General features: G+C 71.4%; 16 protein-coding genes and 1 pseudogene. 11 read left to right on the top strand and 6 right to left on the bottom strand.

Annotated elements, in window-relative coordinates; all coding sequences use genetic code 11:
- From ACHFIV_RS01800 to ACHFIV_RS01785, 4 genes are all read left to right on the top strand, one after another.
- Window positions 1-312 (top strand): sensor histidine kinase (locus tag ACHFIV_RS01800; RefSeq protein WP_398962489.1); only part of this gene is annotated, 312 nt, incomplete at its 5' end.
- 233 nt (window positions 313-545) lie between these two features.
- Window positions 546-1,205, top strand: a complete 660-nt coding sequence (locus ACHFIV_RS01795) for a response regulator (RefSeq protein WP_398962499.1) — start codon at window positions 546-548, stop codon at window positions 1,203-1,205.
- Between the two features lie 270 nt (window positions 1,206-1,475).
- Window positions 1,476-3,431, top strand: a complete 1,956-nt coding sequence (locus ACHFIV_RS01790; RefSeq protein ID WP_398962486.1) for a 2-oxoacid:acceptor oxidoreductase subunit alpha — start codon at window positions 1,476-1,478, stop codon at window positions 3,429-3,431.
- Window positions 3,424-4,482: a 2-oxoacid:ferredoxin oxidoreductase subunit beta gene (locus ACHFIV_RS01785; RefSeq protein ID WP_398962484.1), complete on the top strand. Its 1,059-nt coding sequence runs from the start codon at window positions 3,424-3,426 to the stop codon at window positions 4,480-4,482. Before ACHFIV_RS01790 ends, ACHFIV_RS01785 begins: the two co-directional genes overlap by 8 nt.
- Before the next feature lie 7 nt (window positions 4,483-4,489).
- Here ACHFIV_RS01785 and ACHFIV_RS01780 read toward each other — a convergent pair whose 3' ends face one another.
- The gene (locus ACHFIV_RS01780; RefSeq protein WP_398962481.1) at window positions 4,490-4,912 is read right to left on the bottom strand and encodes a winged helix-turn-helix transcriptional regulator; all 423 of its coding nucleotides are present in this window, start codon (window positions 4,910-4,912) and stop codon (window positions 4,490-4,492) included.
- Between the two features lie 101 nt (window positions 4,913-5,013).
- On the opposite strand from ACHFIV_RS01780, the gene ACHFIV_RS01775 reads away from it, so the two are divergent.
- The 7 genes from ACHFIV_RS01775 (at window position 5,014) to ACHFIV_RS01745 (ending at window position 11,210) form a co-directional block, all read left to right on the top strand.
- Window positions 5,014-5,874 (top strand): SDR family oxidoreductase, encoded by an 861-nt coding sequence (locus ACHFIV_RS01775; RefSeq protein ID WP_398962479.1) that lies wholly within the window; start codon window positions 5,014-5,016, stop codon window positions 5,872-5,874.
- 119 nt (window positions 5,875-5,993) lie between these two features.
- Window positions 5,994-6,980, top strand: a complete 987-nt coding sequence (rarD, locus tag ACHFIV_RS01770; RefSeq protein ID WP_398962476.1) for an EamA family transporter RarD — start codon at window positions 5,994-5,996, stop codon at window positions 6,978-6,980.
- A 66-nt stretch (window positions 6,981-7,046) separates the two neighbouring features.
- Window positions 7,047-8,663: an FAD-dependent monooxygenase gene (locus ACHFIV_RS01765; RefSeq protein WP_398962474.1), complete on the top strand. Its 1,617-nt coding sequence runs from the start codon at window positions 7,047-7,049 to the stop codon at window positions 8,661-8,663.
- Window positions 8,664-8,696: 33 nt separating this feature from the next.
- Window positions 8,697-9,125: a hypothetical protein gene (locus tag ACHFIV_RS01760; protein WP_398962471.1), complete on the top strand. Its 429-nt coding sequence runs from the start codon at window positions 8,697-8,699 to the stop codon at window positions 9,123-9,125.
- Between the two features lie 105 nt (window positions 9,126-9,230).
- Window positions 9,231-9,680 (top strand): VOC family protein, encoded by a 450-nt coding sequence (locus tag ACHFIV_RS01755; protein ID WP_398962469.1) that lies wholly within the window; start codon window positions 9,231-9,233, stop codon window positions 9,678-9,680.
- Between the two features lie 65 nt (window positions 9,681-9,745).
- Window positions 9,746-10,555 carry an HAD-IIB family hydrolase gene (locus ACHFIV_RS01750; RefSeq protein ID WP_398962466.1) on the top strand — a complete coding sequence of 270 codons (810 nt, stop codon included), beginning with the start codon at window positions 9,746-9,748 and terminating at the stop codon, window positions 10,553-10,555.
- Between the two features lie 109 nt (window positions 10,556-10,664).
- The gene (locus tag ACHFIV_RS01745; protein WP_398962463.1) at window positions 10,665-11,210 is read left to right on the top strand and encodes a flavodoxin family protein; all 546 of its coding nucleotides are present in this window, start codon (window positions 10,665-10,667) and stop codon (window positions 11,208-11,210) included.
- 139 nt (window positions 11,211-11,349) lie between these two features.
- Here ACHFIV_RS01745 and ACHFIV_RS01740 read toward each other — a convergent pair.
- The 5 genes and pseudogenes from ACHFIV_RS01740 to ACHFIV_RS01720 all read right to left on the bottom strand — a co-directional run.
- Window positions 11,350-11,928 (bottom strand): annotated as a pseudogene (locus tag ACHFIV_RS01740) (TetR/AcrR family transcriptional regulator); the annotation flags it as partial.
- Window positions 11,929-12,125: 197 nt separating this feature from the next.
- Window positions 12,126-13,013 carry an ABC transporter permease gene (locus ACHFIV_RS01735; RefSeq protein WP_398962460.1) on the bottom strand — a complete coding sequence of 296 codons (888 nt, stop codon included), beginning with the start codon at window positions 13,011-13,013 and terminating at the stop codon, window positions 12,126-12,128.
- The gene (locus ACHFIV_RS01730; protein WP_398962457.1) at window positions 13,000-13,986 is read right to left on the bottom strand and encodes an ABC transporter ATP-binding protein; all 987 of its coding nucleotides are present in this window, start codon (window positions 13,984-13,986) and stop codon (window positions 13,000-13,002) included. The genes ACHFIV_RS01735 and ACHFIV_RS01730 overlap by 14 nt, the downstream gene beginning before the upstream one ends.
- Before the next feature lie 146 nt (window positions 13,987-14,132).
- Window positions 14,133-15,377, bottom strand: coding sequence for an outer membrane lipoprotein carrier protein LolA (locus tag ACHFIV_RS01725; protein WP_398962454.1), 1,245 nt, complete (start codon window positions 15,375-15,377; stop codon window positions 14,133-14,135).
- Window positions 15,378-15,616: 239 nt separating this feature from the next.
- The gene (locus tag ACHFIV_RS01720; RefSeq protein WP_398962452.1) at window positions 15,617-16,627 is read right to left on the bottom strand and encodes a polyprenyl synthetase family protein; all 1,011 of its coding nucleotides are present in this window, start codon (window positions 16,625-16,627) and stop codon (window positions 15,617-15,619) included.
- Window positions 16,628-16,714: the final 87 nt, after the last annotated feature.

The raw sequence follows: 16,714 nt of genomic DNA, 5'->3' as shown, positions 1-16,714 counted from the left end.
CAGGTCGTGGTGGACCTGGAGTCCAGGCCCGCGCAGGCCATCGAGGGCATCGCCTACTTCACGGTCTCCGAACTCCTCCAGAACGTGAGCAAGCACGCCAGGGCCACGCGCGCCTCGGTCGACGTGTGGAGGACGGCGGACCGGCTGATGCTCCAGGTCTCCGACGACGGGCGGGGCGGGGCCGGGGTCTCGGTGGGCAGTGGTCTGGCCGGGCTGACGGAGAGGCTGGACGCGGTGGACGGCATCCTCGTCGTCGACTCCCCCGCCGGCGGCCCGACGACGATCACGGCCGAGTTGCCCTGGCGGGGCTGACACCCCCGGCTCCGTACACGGGTGCCGCGTACGGAGCCGGCGGACGAGCCGGAGCCGCAGTGCCCCGGCCGCCATCACGGCGGCCGGGGCACTGCGGCGCGTCCGGGGGGACCGGAACCGCCGGCACGGCCCATCCGGGCCCCGATGCTGGAATGCTGGGTACACAGGGCGGCGCGCACATCGGCGTACGCGGCAACACCGACAGTGGGGGACACAAGGTCGTGGAGGAAAGAGTGCGAGTCGTCATCGCCGAGGACTCGGTGCTGCTCCGGGAAGGGCTCACCCGGCTGCTGACCGATCTCGGGCACGACGTCGTCGCGGGGGTGGGGGACGCGGAGGCGCTGATCAAGACGGTGCACGACCTCGCGGGACAGGACGCGCTGCCGGACGTGGTCGTCGCCGATGTGCGGATGCCGCCGACCCACACCGACGAGGGAGTCCGGGCGGCGGTGCGACTGCGCAAGGACTACCCGGACATCGGGGTGCTGGTGCTCTCGCAGTACGTCGAGGAGCAGTACGCCACCGAGCTGCTGGCCGGCAGCAGCCGGGGGGTCGGCTATCTGCTGAAGGACCGGGTCGCCGAGGTCAGGGAGTTCGTGGACGCCGTGGTGCGGGTGGCGCAGGGCGGGACCGCCCTGGACCCGGAGGTGGTGGCGCAGTTGCTGGGCCGCAGCCGCAAGCAGGACGTGCTGGCGGGGCTCACGCCGCGTGAGCGGGAGGTCCTGGGCCTGATGGCGGAGGGACGTACGAATTCGGCCGTCGCCCGGCAGCTGGTGGTCAGTGACGGAGCGGTGGAGAAGCACGTCAGCAACATCTTCCTGAAACTCGGCCTGTCACCCAGTGACGGGGATCACCGGCGTGTTCTCGCTGTTCTCACTTATCTGAACTCGTGACAAAGCGATGATCTACTCGCGATGATCTGGATGATCGGCCCGTAGTCGAGCGTGCCTCAGGACCAGGACGAAAGGGTGAGTGCCGAGGGGCTTCGTCCAGCGATCGAAGGGTCCGGAGAAATATGGCAGAACGGGATGCATTCATGTCTCACAAACGCGTCCACCATATGACCGGTCCGAGGAAGGCGACCCTTACAGAAGTAGGGTGGGGCCTGGACCGCCGGCGGGCCGGCCGGTCCCGAGCCGCCGCCCCGAGGGAGGTCCAGTTCAGTGACCAGCCAGGTCAGTAGCCCAGCCGGAAAGTCCGATGAGGCCAGCGAGGCTGTCGTCGGGGAACAGCGTCCCCCGCACGTCGAGCGTGCGGGCGCCGCCGAGAAGGAAATCCGCCGTCTGGACCGGGTGATCATCCGTTTCGCGGGTGACTCGGGTGACGGCATGCAGCTGACGGGTGACCGCTTCACGTCGGAGACGGCGTCGTTCGGGAACGACCTGTCGACGCTGCCGAACTTCCCGGCCGAGATCCGGGCGCCCGCCGGGACGCTGCCGGGCGTGTCGTCGTTCCAGCTGCACTTCGCGGACCACGACATCCTGACGCCGGGCGACGCGCCGAATGTGCTGGTCGCGATGAATCCCGCCGCTCTGAAGGCGAATATCGCCGACGTCCCGCGTGGCGCGGACATCATCGTGAACACGGACGAGTTCACGAAACGTCCGATGGCGAAGGTCGGATACGCCGAGTCCCCTCTGGAGGACGGTTCACTCGAGGCCTACAACGTGCATCCGGTGCCTTTGACGACCTTGACCATCGAGGCGTTGAAGGAGTTCGGTCTTTCCCGCAAGGAGGCCGAACGGTCGAAGAACATGTTCGCACTCGGCCTGTTGTCGTGGATGTACAACCGTCCGACGGAGGGGACGGAGGCGTTCCTGCGGTCGAAGTTCGCGAAGAAACCGGTGATCGCCGAGGCGAATGTGGCGGCGTTCCGGGCCGGCTGGAATTTCGGTGAGACGACGGAGGACTTCGCCGTCTCGTACGAGGTCGCGCCGGCGTCGCAGGCCTTCCCGACGGGTACCTACCGCAACATCTCGGGGAATCTGGCCCTGTCGTACGGGTTGATCGCGGCGGGCCGGCAGGCGGATCTGCCGGTGTACCTGGGTTCGTATCCCATCACCCCGGCGTCCGACATCCTTCATGAGCTGAGCCGGCACAAGAACTTCGGCGTCCGGACGTTCCAGGCGGAGGACGAGATCGCCGGGATCGGTGCGGCGCTGGGGGCGGCGTTCGGGGGTTCCCTGGGGGTCACGACGACCTCGGGGCCGGGGGTGGCGCTGAAGTCGGAGACGATCGGGCTGGCGGTGTCGCTGGAACTGCCGCTGCTGATCATCGACATCCAGCGGGGCGGGCCGTCCACGGGTCTGCCGACCAAGACGGAGCAGGCGGATCTGCTGCAGGCGATGTTCGGGCGCAACGGTGAGGCGCCGGTGCCGATCGTGGCGCCCAGGACCCCGGCGGACTGCTTCGACGCGGCCCTGGACGCCGCGAGGATCGCGCTGACCTACCGGACTCCCGTGTTCCTGCTCTCGGACGGGTACCTGGCCAACGGCTCCGAGCCGTGGCGGATCCCCGAGACCGACAGCCTCCCCGATCTGCGGACCCAGTTCGCGACCGGCCCGAACCACGAACTGGCTGACGGCACCGAGGTGTTCTGGCCCTACAAGCGGGACCCGCAGACCCTGGCGCGCCCGTGGGCGGTGCCCGGCACGCCGGGTCTCGAGCACCGGATCGGCGGCATCGAGAAGCAGGACGGCACGGGCAACATCTCCTACGACCCGGCCAACCACGACTTCATGGTCCGCACCCGCCAGGCGAAGATCGACAACATCGAGGTCCCGGACCTGGAGGTCGACGACCCGGCGGGCGCGAGCACCCTGGTGGTGGGCTGGGGCTCGACGTACGGGCCGATCACGGCGGCGGTCCGCCGGCTCCGCGCGGCGGGCGAGACCATCGCACAGGCCCACCTGCGCCACCTCAACCCCTTCCCCCGGAATCTGGGTGAGGTGCTCGGGCGTTACGACAAGGTCGTGGTCCCGGAGATGAATCTGGGCCAGCTGGCGATGCTGCTGAGAGCCAGGTACCTCGTCGACGCCCGGAGTTACAACCAGGTCAACGGCATGCCCTTCAAGGCCGAGCAGCTCGCCACCGTCCTCAAGGAGGCCATTGATGCCTGACGCCAACGAACTTCTCCAGCTGGTCCCCAGAGCCGAGGGCAAGCAGTCCATGAAGGACTTCAAGTCCGACCAGGAAGTGCGCTGGTGCCCGGGCTGCGGCGACTACGCGGTCCTCGCCGCAGTGCAGGGCTTCATGCCCGAACTGGGGCTGGCCAAGGAGAACATCACCTTCGTCTCCGGCATCGGCTGCTCCTCCCGTTTCCCGTACTACATGAACACCTACGGGATGCACTCCATCCACGGCCGCGCCCCCTCCATCGCGACCGGGCTGGCCACCTCCCGCCGCGACCTGTCGGTCTGGGTCGTCACCGGCGACGGCGACGCCCTGTCCATCGGCGGCAACCACCTCATCCATGCCCTGCGCCGCAACGTCAACCTCAAGATCCTGCTGTTCAACAACCGGATCTACGGGCTCACCAAGGGCCAGTACAGTCCCACCTCCGAGGTCGGAAAGATCACCAAGTCGACGCCGATGGGCTCGCTGGACGCACCGTTCAACCCGGTCTCCCTGGCCCTGGGCGCCGAAGCCTCCTTCGTCGCCCGCACCGTCGACTCCGACCGCAAGCACCTCACGAGCGTGCTGCGGGCCGCGGCCGACCACCCCGGCACCGCGCTGGTCGAGATCTACCAGAACTGCAACATCTTCAACGACGGCGCCTTCGAGGTGCTCAAGGACAAGGAACGCGCCGAGGAGGCGGTCATCCGCCTCGAACACGGCAAGCCCATCCGCTTCGGCGCCGGAGGGGCGAAGGGTGTCGTCCGCGACCCCCTCACCGGCGACCTGGCCGTCGTGGCGGTCACCGAGGACAACCAGTCACAGATCCTCGTCCACGACGCCCACAACCCCAGTCCCACCACCGCGTTCGCCCTCTCCCGCCTCGCCGACGCCGACACCCTGCACCACACGCCCATCGGCGTCCTGCGCAGCGTCGAGCGCCCTGTCTACGACGCCCTCATGTCCGACCAGCTCGACACCGCGATCGAACAGCAGGGCAAGGGCGACCTCAGCACCCTGCTGGCCGGCAACGACACCTGGACCGTCGTCGGCTGATCCGCCGTCACCCCTGGTGCCCGGGGCCCGGAGCCGATCGGCTCCGGGCCTCGTCGTATGCCGCGCGCGCCGACTCGACCTCGTCCACCCGGCGCTCGGACCACCGGGCCAGCGCCCAGACCCGGTCGGCGGCCTCCCTGCCGAGCGGGGTGAGCGAGTAGTCCACGCGGGGCGGTATCACCGGCTGCGCGTCCCGGTGGACGAAACCGTCGCGCTCCAGCGTCTGGAGGGTCTGGGCCAGCATCTTCTCGCTGACACCGCCGACCGTGCGGCGCAGCTCGCTGAAGCGGTACGAGCGTTCCAGCAGCGCGGCCAGCACGAGCACGCCCCACCGGCTGGTGACGTGTTCGAGGACGAGCCGGGAGGGGCAGTTGCGCTGGTTGACGTCAGGGCGGTGGCCGCCCACCTCGTCCAGGATGCTCACTGTCACACCAGTACCTTACTTCAAAGTGGGTACTTTCTAGAAGTTAGTACCCCTCTTAGGGTGAGTGCTGTTCCACTCGCGGATCAGCACCCCAGGAGAGAAACCCCATGAGCATCGTCGTCACCGGAGCCACCGGCGCCCTCGGCCGTCTCGTCGTCGAGCGGCTGCTCGACACGGTCCCGTCCGGCCAGGTCGTCGCCGTCGTCCGCGACAAGGAGAAGGCCGCCCCGCTCGCCGCCCGGGGCGTCGAGCTCCGCATCGCCGACTACGACCGCCCCGAGACCCTCGCCGGAGCCTTCCGGGCCGGCGACCGCGTGCTGCTGATCTCCGCCCACGAGGTCGGCAGGCGCGTACCGCAGCACACCGCCGTGATCGACGCCGCGAAGGCCGCGGGTGTCGCCCAGCTCGCGTACACCGGCGTACTGGGCGGCCCCGACGCCGACTTCCTGCTGGCCGCCGAGCACAAGGTGACCGAACAGCTCATCCTGGACTCCGGGCTCCCCCACACCTTCCTGCGCAACGGCTGGTACACCGAGAACTACACGGCGAACCTTGCGCCCGTCCTGGCGCACGGCACCGTCGTCGCGAACGCCGGCGACGGGCGCGTCGCCTCCGCCGCACGGGCCGACTACGCGGCCGCGGCGGCCTCCGTGCTGACCGGGGAGGGGCACCTCGGCGCGGTGTACGAACTGAGCGGCGATGTGGCCTGGTCGCTGGCCGAGTACGCCGCCGTGGTGTCCGCCGCGACCGGCAGGGAGATCACCTACAGCAGCGTCCCGGCTGCGGCGCACCACGGGATCCTCGTCGGAGCCGGCGTACCCGAGTCCTTCGCCACGATCCTCGTCGACGTCGACGAGGCCATCGGGCGCGGCCTGCTCGCGGGGACGAGCGGCGACCTGGCCCGCCTGACCGGCCGGCCGACCACTCCCCTGGCCGAGACGGTCGCCGCCGCGGTCGCGGACGCCTGAGCAGGGACGACCCGCGCTTGTCACGACCGTTCCCATGAGACGGCAATGACAGACGGGCCCCTCCGGCGCTACCTTCGTGCAGTCGGCCCAACGTCGACGCGGGAGTGCCGGGAGGGCCTGTGAAGGGGAAGAACGAACAGCGGGCAGGCCTGCTGTACGGAATCGGCGCGTACGGGATGTGGGGCCTCGTCCCCCTCTTCTGGCCGCTGCTGGAACCGTCGGGAGCGGTGGAGATCCTCGCCCACCGGATGGTGTGGTCTCTGGGCGTCGTCGGTGCCGCCCTGCTGTTCCTGCGCCGCTGGGCGTGGATCGGCGAGCTGATACGGCAGCCCCGGCGACTGGGACTGATCGCGATCGCCGCGACCGTGATCTCGGTCAACTGGGGCCTCTACATCTGGTCCGTCAACAACGGCCACGTCGTCGAGGCGTCCCTGGGCTACTTCATCAATCCCCTGGTCACGATCGCCATGGGTGTCCTGCTGCTCGGCGAGCGACTGAGGCCGGTCCAGTGGACCGCGGTGGCGACCGGCTTCGCGGCGGTGCTCGTGCTGGCCGTCGGCTACGGGCAGCCGCCGTGGATCTCCCTGGTACTGGCCTTCTCGTTCGCCACCTACGGCCTGGTGAAGAAGAAGGTCGGCATGGGCGGCCTGGAGTCCCTGGCCGCCGAGACCGCCGTGCTGTTCGTGCCCGCGCTCGCGTTCCTGCTGTGGCTCGGGGCGAGCGGCGACGCGACGTTCCTGGCCGGTGGCGCGGGGCACGGAGCACTCCTCGCGGCGACGGGACTGGTCACCGCGATCCCGCTCGTCTGCTTCGGCGCCGCGGCGATCCGGGTCCCGCTGTCGGTCCTGGGCCTGCTGCAGTATCTGGCGCCGGTGTTCCAGTTCGCGCTCGGCATCCTCTACTTCCACGAGGCGATGCCGCCCGAGCGGTGGGCCGGCTTCGCACTCGTCTGGGTGGCGCTGATGCTGCTGACCTGGGACGCCCTGAGGACGGCCCGGCGCACGCGGGCGGAGGCGCTTCGTCTGGCCGTACGGGCGGCGGAGGCGGCGGCACCCATCGGCACACCTTCCGCTTCCGCCCCGGGTGTGAACGCTCCGACCAAATAATTACCCAGTTGCTTTTTTGACTCGGTTACGTTTCCCTGAGGGGACGACACGGACCGAGGAGCACGCATGACCGACGTACTGATCGTGGGGGCGGGCCCCACCGGACTGACACTCGCCTGCGATCTCGCCAGACGGGGCATCGGCGTCCGCGTCGTGGACAAGTCGCCCGAGCACCCGCGCAGCTCGCGGTCCAAGGGCCCCAACCCCCGCTCCCTCGAGGTGCTGGAGGACCTGGGGGTCGTCGAGGCGGTGCTGGCGGCGGGTTCGCCGCCCCTCCCCATGCGCAAGTACCGCGACGGGGTGCGGATCGCCGACACCGACCCGTACGCCGGGTGCGCGCCGACGCCGGACGCGCCGTACGACCGGGGCCGGCTGATCGCCCAGTGGCGGCTGGAGGAGATCCTGCGGGACCGCCTCGCCGGGTACGGCGTGGCCGTGGAGACGGGCACCGAGGTCGTCGGCCTCACGGAAGGCGACGGGGCCGTGAGGGTCTCCTTCGCCGGCGGTTCCACCGCGGGCGCGAGGTACGTGGTGGGCTGCGACGGTGCGCACAGCCGCGTACGGAAGCTGCTCGGCGTCCCCTTCGACGGGGAGACGGACGAGGAACAGGTGATGGTCTGCGGCGACGTCGAGATCACCCCGGGAGTCCTGGACCGGGGGCTGTGGCATCAGTGGTTCGACGCGGACGGCGGGGTCATGCTCTGCCCGATCCCCGGCACCCGGGCGGGCTGGTGGTACCAGTCGGGCCCGGAGCGGGACGCCGGGGGCCGGCCCCTCCCGCCCTCCCTCGAAGGGTTCAGGCGGCTCTTCGCCCGGCACGCCCGCCTTCCCGCCGGGCACCTCACCCGGGCCACCCTGCTCTCGACGTACCGCGTCAACGTGCGCATGGTGGACCGCTACCGGGTGGGCAGGGTCCTCCTGGCCGGGGACGCCGCCCATGTGCACGCGATCGCGGGCGGCCTCGGCATGAACACCGGCATCCAGGACGCGTTCAACCTCGGCTGGAAGCTCGGCCAGGTGCTGCGGGGGCGGGCGGGCGCGGAGCTGCTGGACACCTACGAGGAGGAGCGGCTGCCGGTCGCCGCCTGGACGCTGGACCTCACCTCGGAGCGGCTGCGAGCCACGCTGGAGGCGATCAGGGTGCCGGGCGGCGGACTCGACACCGCGATCACCCCGTCGACGACGGGACTGGACCGCGGATACCGGTGGAGCCGCCTCGCCCGCCCCGGGGGCGGCGGCGCCGTACGGTCGGGCGACCGCGCCCCGGACGCCCCGTGCACCGAGGCGTCGACCGGTGCCCCGACCCGGCTGTTCCGGGTGTTCGCCGGTCCGCACATCACCGTGCTGGGCTTCGGGGCCGGCGCGGAGCAGGCCCTCGGGGAGGCGGCCGCGGCCCACGGCGACACGGTGCGGACCCTGCGGGTGTACGGCGCCGGGGACCCGGCGTCCGGGACGGCCGTCGCGGGCACGGGCGCCCTGCTCGACCGCGAAGGGCACGCCCACGCGGCGTACGGCATCACCGGCGACACGGTCGTCGTGGTCCGGCCGGACAACCACGTGGGGCTGATCGCGGACGCGGCCGACCACGCCGCGGTGAGGCGCTGCCTCGATGTCCTGGACAAGGCCGGGAAGCCGGATCCGATGAGGGGTGCAGACATGGTGGACGGCACTCGTAAAGGCTGATTGAGTGCCCGGGTGGGGACCATCCTGAAGGACATGAGGCACGTTCAGTGGCATGAGCTGCGCCATGCCCAGGGCTCCGCCTCCCGGGTCCCCGGGACGCTTTCGCGGATCGCCTGGGGCGACAGCGAGTCGGCCGAGGACGCGCTGAGCGATCTGGGGCAGTGGATAGGCGCCATGGCCGTGTTCGACGCGACCGTCGCCACGGTGCCGTTCCTGTGGGAACTCGCGGCCACGGAGACCGTGAAGGACCGCGCGGGAGTACTCGGGCTGCTGGGGACGATCCTCGCCCACGACCACGCGCACCACCCGGAGTGGGCCAGGGACGCGCATCTCGCGGTCCTGGCGGGCCGGGCGACGGCGGAGCGGCTGACGGCGGACGCCGATCCGGGGGTCAGCGCGGCGGCCGGGGCGCTCCTGGCCGCGTGCGGCGCCCACGTCTGCGGGGCGTGCCCGGTGCGGTGAGACGCGGGCCGGCCGGGCGTGGCCACCTGTGGCGTGCGAGGAATCAGCCCGGGTTCCGGCGTGCCCGTTGCCCCACCGTTCGGGTAACCAGTACAAACGGTTTTCATGACACTGCACTGGAAGGTCGTCATCGACGCCACCGACCCGCACGCCCAGGCGGACTTCTGGGCCGAGGCACTCGGCTATCTCGTCGAGGACAACAGCGCCCTCATCGAGGAACTGCTCACCGTGGGGGCGGTACCGGAGGCAGCCACGGTCGAGCCGCACGGCCGCCGCGCGTGGCGCGATCTCGCCGCGGTGCGGCATCCGGACGATCCGTACGAGGAGAAGAGCGGGACCGGCCTCGGGCGCCGCCTCCTCTTCCAGCGCGTACCGGAGCCCAAGACGGTGAAGAACCGCCTCCACCTGGACGTGCACACGGCGTCCGGGCAGCGCGAGGCCGAGTCGGAACGGCTGGTGGGGCTGGGGGCGAGCGTGCTGCGTGTCGTCGATGAGCCCGGCGGCTCGTGGCAGGTGCTCCTGGACCCGGAGGGCAACGAGTTCTGCGTGCACTGACCGGGGTGACCGGCCGCGCGGGCCGGCGGCGTACGGCGGGAGGGCGGTCTCTCTAGGCTGACCTCATGTTCACGCCACTCGCCGCTTACACCCTCGTCGCCACGGACCTGGACGGCACGCTCCTGCGTCCCGACGACACCGTGAGCCCGCGTTCCCGCACCGCGCTCGCCCGCGCCGCCTCGGCCGGAGCGCAGCACCTCATCGTCACGGGCCGGCCGGTGCCCGGCATACGCGCCCTGCTCGCGGACCTCGGTTACACCGGCCTGGTGGTCTGCGGGCAGGGGGCGCAGGTGTACGACGCCGGGGCGGCACGCATGCTGAGCTCGGTGACGCTGGACCGGGAGCTGGCCGACACCGCACTCGGCAAGATCGAGGCCGAGGTGGGGCAGGTGTTCGCCGCCGTGGACCAGGACGGCGCCGACGGCATGACCCTGATCGAGCCGGGGTACCGCATGCCGCACCCCTCGCTCCCCGCACAGCGGGCCGGGCGCCGCGCGGACCTGTGGGCGGCGCCGGTCATCAAGGTCCTGATACGCCACCCGCGGCTGACGGACGACGAACTGGCCACGGCCGCCCGCATGGCGGTGGGCGAACTGGCGTCCGTCACGATGGCGGGCCCGGGGACGGTGGAGCTGGCACCGTACGGCGTCGACAAGGGCACCGGGGTCTCCCTGGCCGCCGGACTGCTGGACCGTGACCTCGCCGGCGCGGTGGCGTTCGGCGACATGCCCAACGACCTGCCGATGTTCCGCCTCACGGGCCACCGGGTGGCGATGGCCGGCGCGCACGAGGAGCTGCGTGCCGCAGCCGACGAGATCACGCTCTCCAACAGCGAGGACGGCGTCGCGGTGGTCCTGGAGCGGCTCTTCACCTGAGCACCGGACGCCTTCGAGGGACCTGGCCGGAAACCGTCCCCCAAATTCCATGCACATGCATATGATGCATGCGCTGGTAAAAGTCGCACGCACACTGCTGGGGGACTCCATGGCCACACGCACCTTCCTCTTCCTGCTCGGCAGCAGCCGCGCCGACGGCAACACCGGGACGCTCGCCCGGCTCGCGGCCGAGCAGCTCCCGGCGGGCACGGAGCAGCGGTGGCTGGACCTGCGGGACCTCCCGCTGCCCGACTTCGAGGACCGGCGGCACGCGGACGGCCACACCGCTCCCACCGGTCACGCCGCGACCCTGCTGGAGGCGACACTCGCCGCCACCGACGTCGTCGTCGCCTCACCGCTGTACTGGTACGCGGTCTCCACCTCCACCAAGCGGTACCTGGACCACTGGTCGGGCTGGCTGGAGACCCCCGGGGTCGACTTCCAGCGACGGATGGCCGGCAAGACCCTGTGGGGTGTCACCGCACTCGCGGACGCCGACCCGGCGGCCGCCGAGCCCCTCGCGGGGACACTGCGGAATTCGGCGCGCTACCTCGGGATGCGCTGGGGCGGGGTACTGCTGGGCAACGGCAGCAAGCCCGGCGACGTGCTGTCGGACACCGGGGCCACGGCGAGGGCCAAGACGTTCTTCAGCTGACGCGCCCCGGAGCGGACGCCCCACCCGGAGCCGGGGCGGCGGCGGCGCCACCCGGGACGGAAGCGTCACCCGAGGTGGAGGCCTCACGCCGGACGGGGGCGCCACCCGCCCCGTCCGCCGCAGCCGCTCCCTCGTCGCCGGCGGCGAGGGACCGCAGGACGTGGGCGACCAGTGAGGCGATCGTCGCCTCGTCCTGGGCCGGCTTCCTCAGCACGTGCCGGTAGTAGACGGGGCCGTAGAGCAGCTCCACCGCGAGCGGCAGATCGGCGCCGGCCGGGATCTGCCCCTGCTCCTGGGCCTGCCGCAGGCGCCCGACGGCGGCCTCGAAGCGGGGCTGGACCAGCTGTTCGAGTACGGCCCGCGCCAGGTCGTCGTCGTAGTGCATCTCCGACAGGATCCCGGCGTAGGCCGGACCGTACGGAGGCGTGGAGACCAGCTTCACCGCGCCGTAAACGTGCGTCCGCAGATCGGCCGCGATGTCGCCGGTGTCCACGAACGGTGTCGCGCCGATGAACACCTCGGCGAACGCCTCGAGGATGACCGCGCCCTTCGACGGCCACCACCGGTAGATCGTCTTCTTGCTCACGCCGGCCCGCGCCGCAATCGCCTCGACGGTGACCCGGCCGTAGCCCTTCTCCGTACACAGCTCCAGGGCGGCGTCCAGCGTCGCCCGTCGCGACCTCTCGCTGCGGCGCAGGGAACTCGGCGATGTGATCATTCGGTGAGCATAGGGGGATTCCACCCACCGGTTGTTGACAGGGCGTCGCCAAAAGTCGAACAATGACCTGGCTGGAAACGGAACGTACCGTGTCGTCACGTTCCGTGCAGCAGACCGTTCGTGCCGTTCGTGCCGCGACGAGCCGATCGGGGGACGGCTCGACCGGCCGACGGTGCGGACGGCCCGTGTCGGCGCCCTCAGACGCTGATGTCCTTCGTCGTGAAGCGCGCCCAGGCCGCTGAGCCGAACACCGCCGCGTACACCGCCTGGAGTCCCAGGTTGCTGACCATCTCGTCCCAGCGGACCGGATCGCGCAGCAGGTCGGTGAAGGACAGCCAGTAGTGCGGGAAGAGATACGGATGGATTCCGTCGAGCTGCGGCATCGTGTCCAGGATCTGCACGGTGATCAGCACCCCGACCGTGGCGGCCATCGCGGCGATCCCGCTGTCGGTGAGCGTCGAGATGAAGAGGCCCAGCGCGGCGAAGCCGGTGAGGGACACCGCCACGGTGACCGCGATCAGGCCGGCCCGGAGCAGTCCCTCGCCGAACCCGATCCTGGTCCCCGAGATCGTCGTGACCTCGCCGACGGGGAAGAGCAGCGCCCCGGCCGCGAGTGCCGACACCGCCACGACCAGGGTGGCCACCAGGCAGAACACCAGTACCGACGCGTACTTCGCGCACAGCAGCCGGGTCCGGCCCGCCGGTGCGACCAGCAGATAGCGCAGAGTGCCTCCGCTCGCCTCACCCGCGACGGAGTCCCCCGCGATGACGCCGACGGCCATCGGGAGGAAGACGGGCAGCGTCGCGGAGATCGACGCGAAGACGAGGAACAGCCCGTTGCCGGTGATCTGGGAGAGGAACGCGGGACCGCCCCCGCCGTCGCCGGGCCCTCCCCCGGAGCCGTCGCCCGTCTCCACGCGGACGGCGATCCCGATGAGGACGGGCACGGCCGCCAGGACACCGAGCAGGGCCAGGGTGCGCCACCGGCGGAGCGTGGTGGCCAGCTCGGAGCGGAGGATGCCCAGGGCCCACAGCCGGCGCGGGGCGCGGGCGGCACGCACCGCCGTGAGTTCAGCCTGCGACATCGAATCCCTCTCCGGTGAGTGCGACGAAGGCGTCTTCCAGCGAGCCCCGCTCGACACCGAAGGCGCGTACGCGCACTCCGCCGCGCACCAGGGCGGCGTTGATGTCCGCGAGTTCCACCTCGCCCGGCGGCGCGTCCGCGCTCACCCGGGCCCCGTCCGTCATGAGGCCCGTCGCCCCGTGTGCGGTGAGGATCCGGGCGGCGTCGCCGGGATCGGGGGTGGTGACGGTGAGCCGTCCCCGCGCACCGGCGGCGAGCGTGGCCACCGGGCCCTGCACGAGGAGCCGGCCACGGGCCATCACCGCCGCGTGGGTGCAGACCTGCTCGATCTCGTCGAGCAGGTGGGAGGAGAGGAAGGCGGTGGTGCCCTCCGCCGCCAGCTCCCGGACCAGCGAGCGGATCTCGCGCATGCCCTGCGGGTCGAGACCGTTGGTCGGTTCGTCCAGTACGAGCAGTCTGCGCGGCCGGAGAAGCGCGGCGGCGATCCCGAGGCGCTGCTTCATCCCGAGTGAGTAGGCCCTGGCCTTCCTGCCGGCCGCCGCGGTGAGCCCGACCCGGTCCAGCGCGGCCTCCACCCGGGCGCGCCGGGTGCGCGGATCGGCGGCCGGATCGGCGGAGTCGAAGCGTACGAGATTGCCGCGGCCCGTCAGGAACCCGTACAGCGCGGGGCCCTCGATGAGCGCGCCGACCTGCGGGAGCACCGCGCGGGAGGCGGCCGGCATGGGGCGGCCCAGGACGTGTGCGGTGCCCGAGGTCGGTTCGACGAGCCCCATGAGCATCCGGATCGTGGTGGTCTTGCCGGAACCGTTGGGCCCGAGGAAGCCGAAGACACTTCCGGCGGGGACCGCGAGGTCGAGACCGTCGACGGCCGGCTGCCCGCCCCGGTAGCGCTTGGTGAGCCCGCGCGTTTCGATCACCGTGCCGGGCTCCGGCCCGGTGTCCGGCTCCGCCGCCGCGTCCGCTGTGTCGGTCATGAGCACTCCCGGTCCTGTCCCACCGTGTCCGGCCCCGCGTCGGGCCCCCACGTCCGCGCCACGCGTCCCTCCCCCGGGCGCGCGCCCCGTCGCACGGACCGCCCCGCCGTACGGAGCGTACGACGGGGCGGTCCGTGGGATGCGTCCTACTTGGCGGTGTCGGCCGCCTTCACCAGGGCGTCCTTGGTGACCGCTCCGACGTAGACCTTGCCGTCGTCCGTCAGCAGCGCGTTGACCAGCCGCGTCTTGAAGACGGTGCCCGAACCGAAGTCGCCCGTGACCTTGTCGCCGAGCGCGTCCAGGAACTGCTGCGCCTGCGCGGGCACGTCGCCGGAGCCCTGGGCGGGCAGTCCCGCACCTCCCGGGACGTCGATCTCGGCGACGGCGGTCCAGCCCTCGCCGATGACGTCGAGGCCCTTGAAGCCCTCCAGCGCGCTCAGGTCCTTGCGGGCCTCGTCCGCCGCGCCGTCCTTCTCCGCCCCGGCCTCGAGCTCGTCGGCCTCGGTCACCTCGGCACCCTTGGGCGGGGTGAACGAGAAGGAGGAGGCGTCGGGCTTCGCGAAGTCCACATCGGTGAATCCGGCGTCGACCGCGGCCTTGCCTCCGCTGCTCGGAGCCAGGGTGAACTTCAGGGGCACACCGGTCGAGGCGTCGACCGCGACCGTGACGGAGCCGACCGTCGAACCGGACTGCTTCGGCTTGATCACGAGCTTGTAGGCGTCGCGCCCCGCCACCTGGGCCGTGCCGCCGACGGTGACGGACGTGGTGTCGCCGGCAGCGGCGAGCGCCTCCTCGGCGAGTTCCTTCGGAGTGGCCGGCATGCCCTCGGGCGCCTTGTGCTTCCCGGCCTCCCCGTCCGCGCGCCCCTTCCCGTCGGACTTCGCGTGGTAGACCTCGTTGCTCTCGCTGTCGTATCCCCAGACGTCGTCCCCGTTGTGGACGAGGCTGTACTCGGAGCCCTCGCCGAGGATGGAGAGCCGCTGCTTGTCGGGGCCGTCCGCCGCGATCCGGAGCGTGTGCGTGCCGGAGGCGAGCTCCATCAGCTTGGCGTCGGGGGACGCGCTCGACTCCCCTGCCGCCGGTCCCTGTCCGGCGCCCGGGGCGAAGGAGCCCGCGAGTCCGCCGAGTGACGGGATACCGAGATCGGTGGTGATCTTCACCGTGCCGGAGAGCTGCTCCTCGTCCGACGCGGCGATCTTCTCGATGAGTTCCTGGGCGGTGATGTCCGGCAGTTCCGGGTCGCCGGAGTCCGCGAGGGCCGGGACGAGCCCGATCGTCGCCGCCGCCACTCCCGCCACCGCGAACGGGACGATGTAGCGTGCCGCCTTCCGGCGGCCCACGACAGTGCCCGTGGCCTCGCCGTTGGTCTCCGCGCTGTCGTTCGGTGCCATGTGTGCTCTACCTCCGTGGTCGGCGGCTGCCATCCCGTTGCACGTGCCCACTCCCCGCCGCCATTCTCACCCGATGTGGTCAGGAGTGGTTGTCATCCATCTGACCAAATCGGGCGGGGAGAAGCGTCAGCCCTCGGGAGCAACTGGGCGTACCTCTCCGGGATGACCCGGAGGGTCCGCGGTCCGCCGGGCCCTTAGGGGTCCGCCGCGTCCTGGCCGGGCCCCCGGGTCCGAACGGGTCAGCCGGCGCGGTGCACCACGGCGTCGCACAGCTCTTCCAGCGCGGCCTTCGCGTAGCACTCGGGCAGCGGGGCCAGCGTCGCCCGGGCCTCCTGGGCGTAGCGGACGGTGTCGCGGCGGGCCTGTTCGAGCGCCGGGTGGGCGCGGAGCCTGCGCAGGGCCTCCGCGAGCCGGGCGTCGTCGCCGAGGTCGCCGTCCAGCAGCTCCACGAGCTCCTGGTCCTCCCGGCGGCCCTCGGCCGCCGCCCGCGCGCGCAGGTGGAGGACCGGCAGGGTGGGAATGCCCTCGCGCAGGTCGGTGCCGGGCGTCTTGCCCGACTCGTGGGAGTCCGAGGCGATGTCCAGGACGTCGTCGGCGAGCTGGAAGGCGATGCCGAGGCGTTCGCCGTACTGGGTGAGGATGTCGACGACCGACTCGTCGGCCCCGGCCATCAGGGCGCCGAACCGTCCGGACACGGCGACCAGCGACCCGGTCTTGCCGCCCAGCACGTCCATGTAGTGGTCGACGGGGTCGCGTCCGTCGCGAGGGCCGGCGGTCTCCAGGATCTGACCGGTGACCAGGCGTTCGAACGCCTCCGCCTGGATGCGGACGGCCTCCGGCCCGAGGTCGGCCAGGATGTGCGAGGCGCGCGCGAAGAGGAAGTCGCCCGTCAGCACGGCCACGGAGTTGCCCCAGCGGGTGTTGGCGCTGTCCACCCCCCGGCGCACGTCCGCCTCGTCCATCACGTCGTCGTGGTACAGCGTCGCCAGGTGCGTCAGCTCGACGACCACGGCCGAGGGGACGACACCCGGCGCGTCCGGGTCACCGAACTGGGCCGCGAGCATCACCAGCAGGGGCCGGAAACGCTTGCCCCCCGCGCTGACGAGGTGCTGCGCGGCCTCTGTGATGAACGGGACCTCGCTCTTGGTGGCGTCCAGCAGCCCCGCCTCGACAGCGGCCAAACCGGCCTGGACATCGGCCTCAAGAGCCTGGTCCCGCACGCTCAGTCCGAACGGCCCGACGACGGTCACGAGGGGATCTCCTGTCTGCTGACGCTCACACGGATTGTCGATGTGTCGCTGTCCTCACTCAACTCAGCGTATCCGGTCCCCTTTGGA

This window comes from Streptomyces sp. ALB3, assembly GCF_044385685.1.
Classification (GTDB): Bacteria; Actinomycetota; Actinomycetes; order Streptomycetales; family Streptomycetaceae; genus Streptomyces.
This window is presented reverse-complemented; position numbering and strand designations above follow the sequence as displayed.

What these genes read in the sequence shown, in the direction of transcription:
- ACHFIV_RS01785 (WP_398962484.1), top strand. Translation starts at nt 3,424, where the DNA reads ATGCCTGACGCCAACGAACTTCTCCAGCTGGTCCCCAGAGCCGAGGGC.
- ACHFIV_RS01735 (WP_398962460.1), bottom strand. Translation starts at nt 13,013, where the DNA reads ATGTCGCAGGCTGAACTCACGGCGGTGCGTGCCGCCCGCGCCCCGCGC.
- ACHFIV_RS01765 (WP_398962474.1), top strand. Translation starts at nt 7,047, where the DNA reads ATGACCGACGTACTGATCGTGGGGGCGGGCCCCACCGGACTGACACTC.
- ACHFIV_RS01745 (WP_398962463.1), top strand. Translation starts at nt 10,665, where the DNA reads ATGGCCACACGCACCTTCCTCTTCCTGCTCGGCAGCAGCCGCGCCGAC.
- ACHFIV_RS01730 (WP_398962457.1), bottom strand. Translation starts at nt 13,986, where the DNA reads ATGACCGACACAGCGGACGCGGCGGCGGAGCCGGACACCGGGCCGGAG.
- ACHFIV_RS01725 (WP_398962454.1), bottom strand. Translation starts at nt 15,377, where the DNA reads ATGGCACCGAACGACAGCGCGGAGACCAACGGCGAGGCCACGGGCACT.
- ACHFIV_RS01750 (WP_398962466.1), top strand. Translation starts at nt 9,746, where the DNA reads ATGTTCACGCCACTCGCCGCTTACACCCTCGTCGCCACGGACCTGGAC.
- ACHFIV_RS01755 (WP_398962469.1), top strand. Translation starts at nt 9,231, where the DNA reads ATGACACTGCACTGGAAGGTCGTCATCGACGCCACCGACCCGCACGCC.
- ACHFIV_RS01760 (WP_398962471.1), top strand. Translation starts at nt 8,697, where the DNA reads ATGAGGCACGTTCAGTGGCATGAGCTGCGCCATGCCCAGGGCTCCGCC.
- ACHFIV_RS01775 (WP_398962479.1), top strand. Translation starts at nt 5,014, where the DNA reads ATGAGCATCGTCGTCACCGGAGCCACCGGCGCCCTCGGCCGTCTCGTC.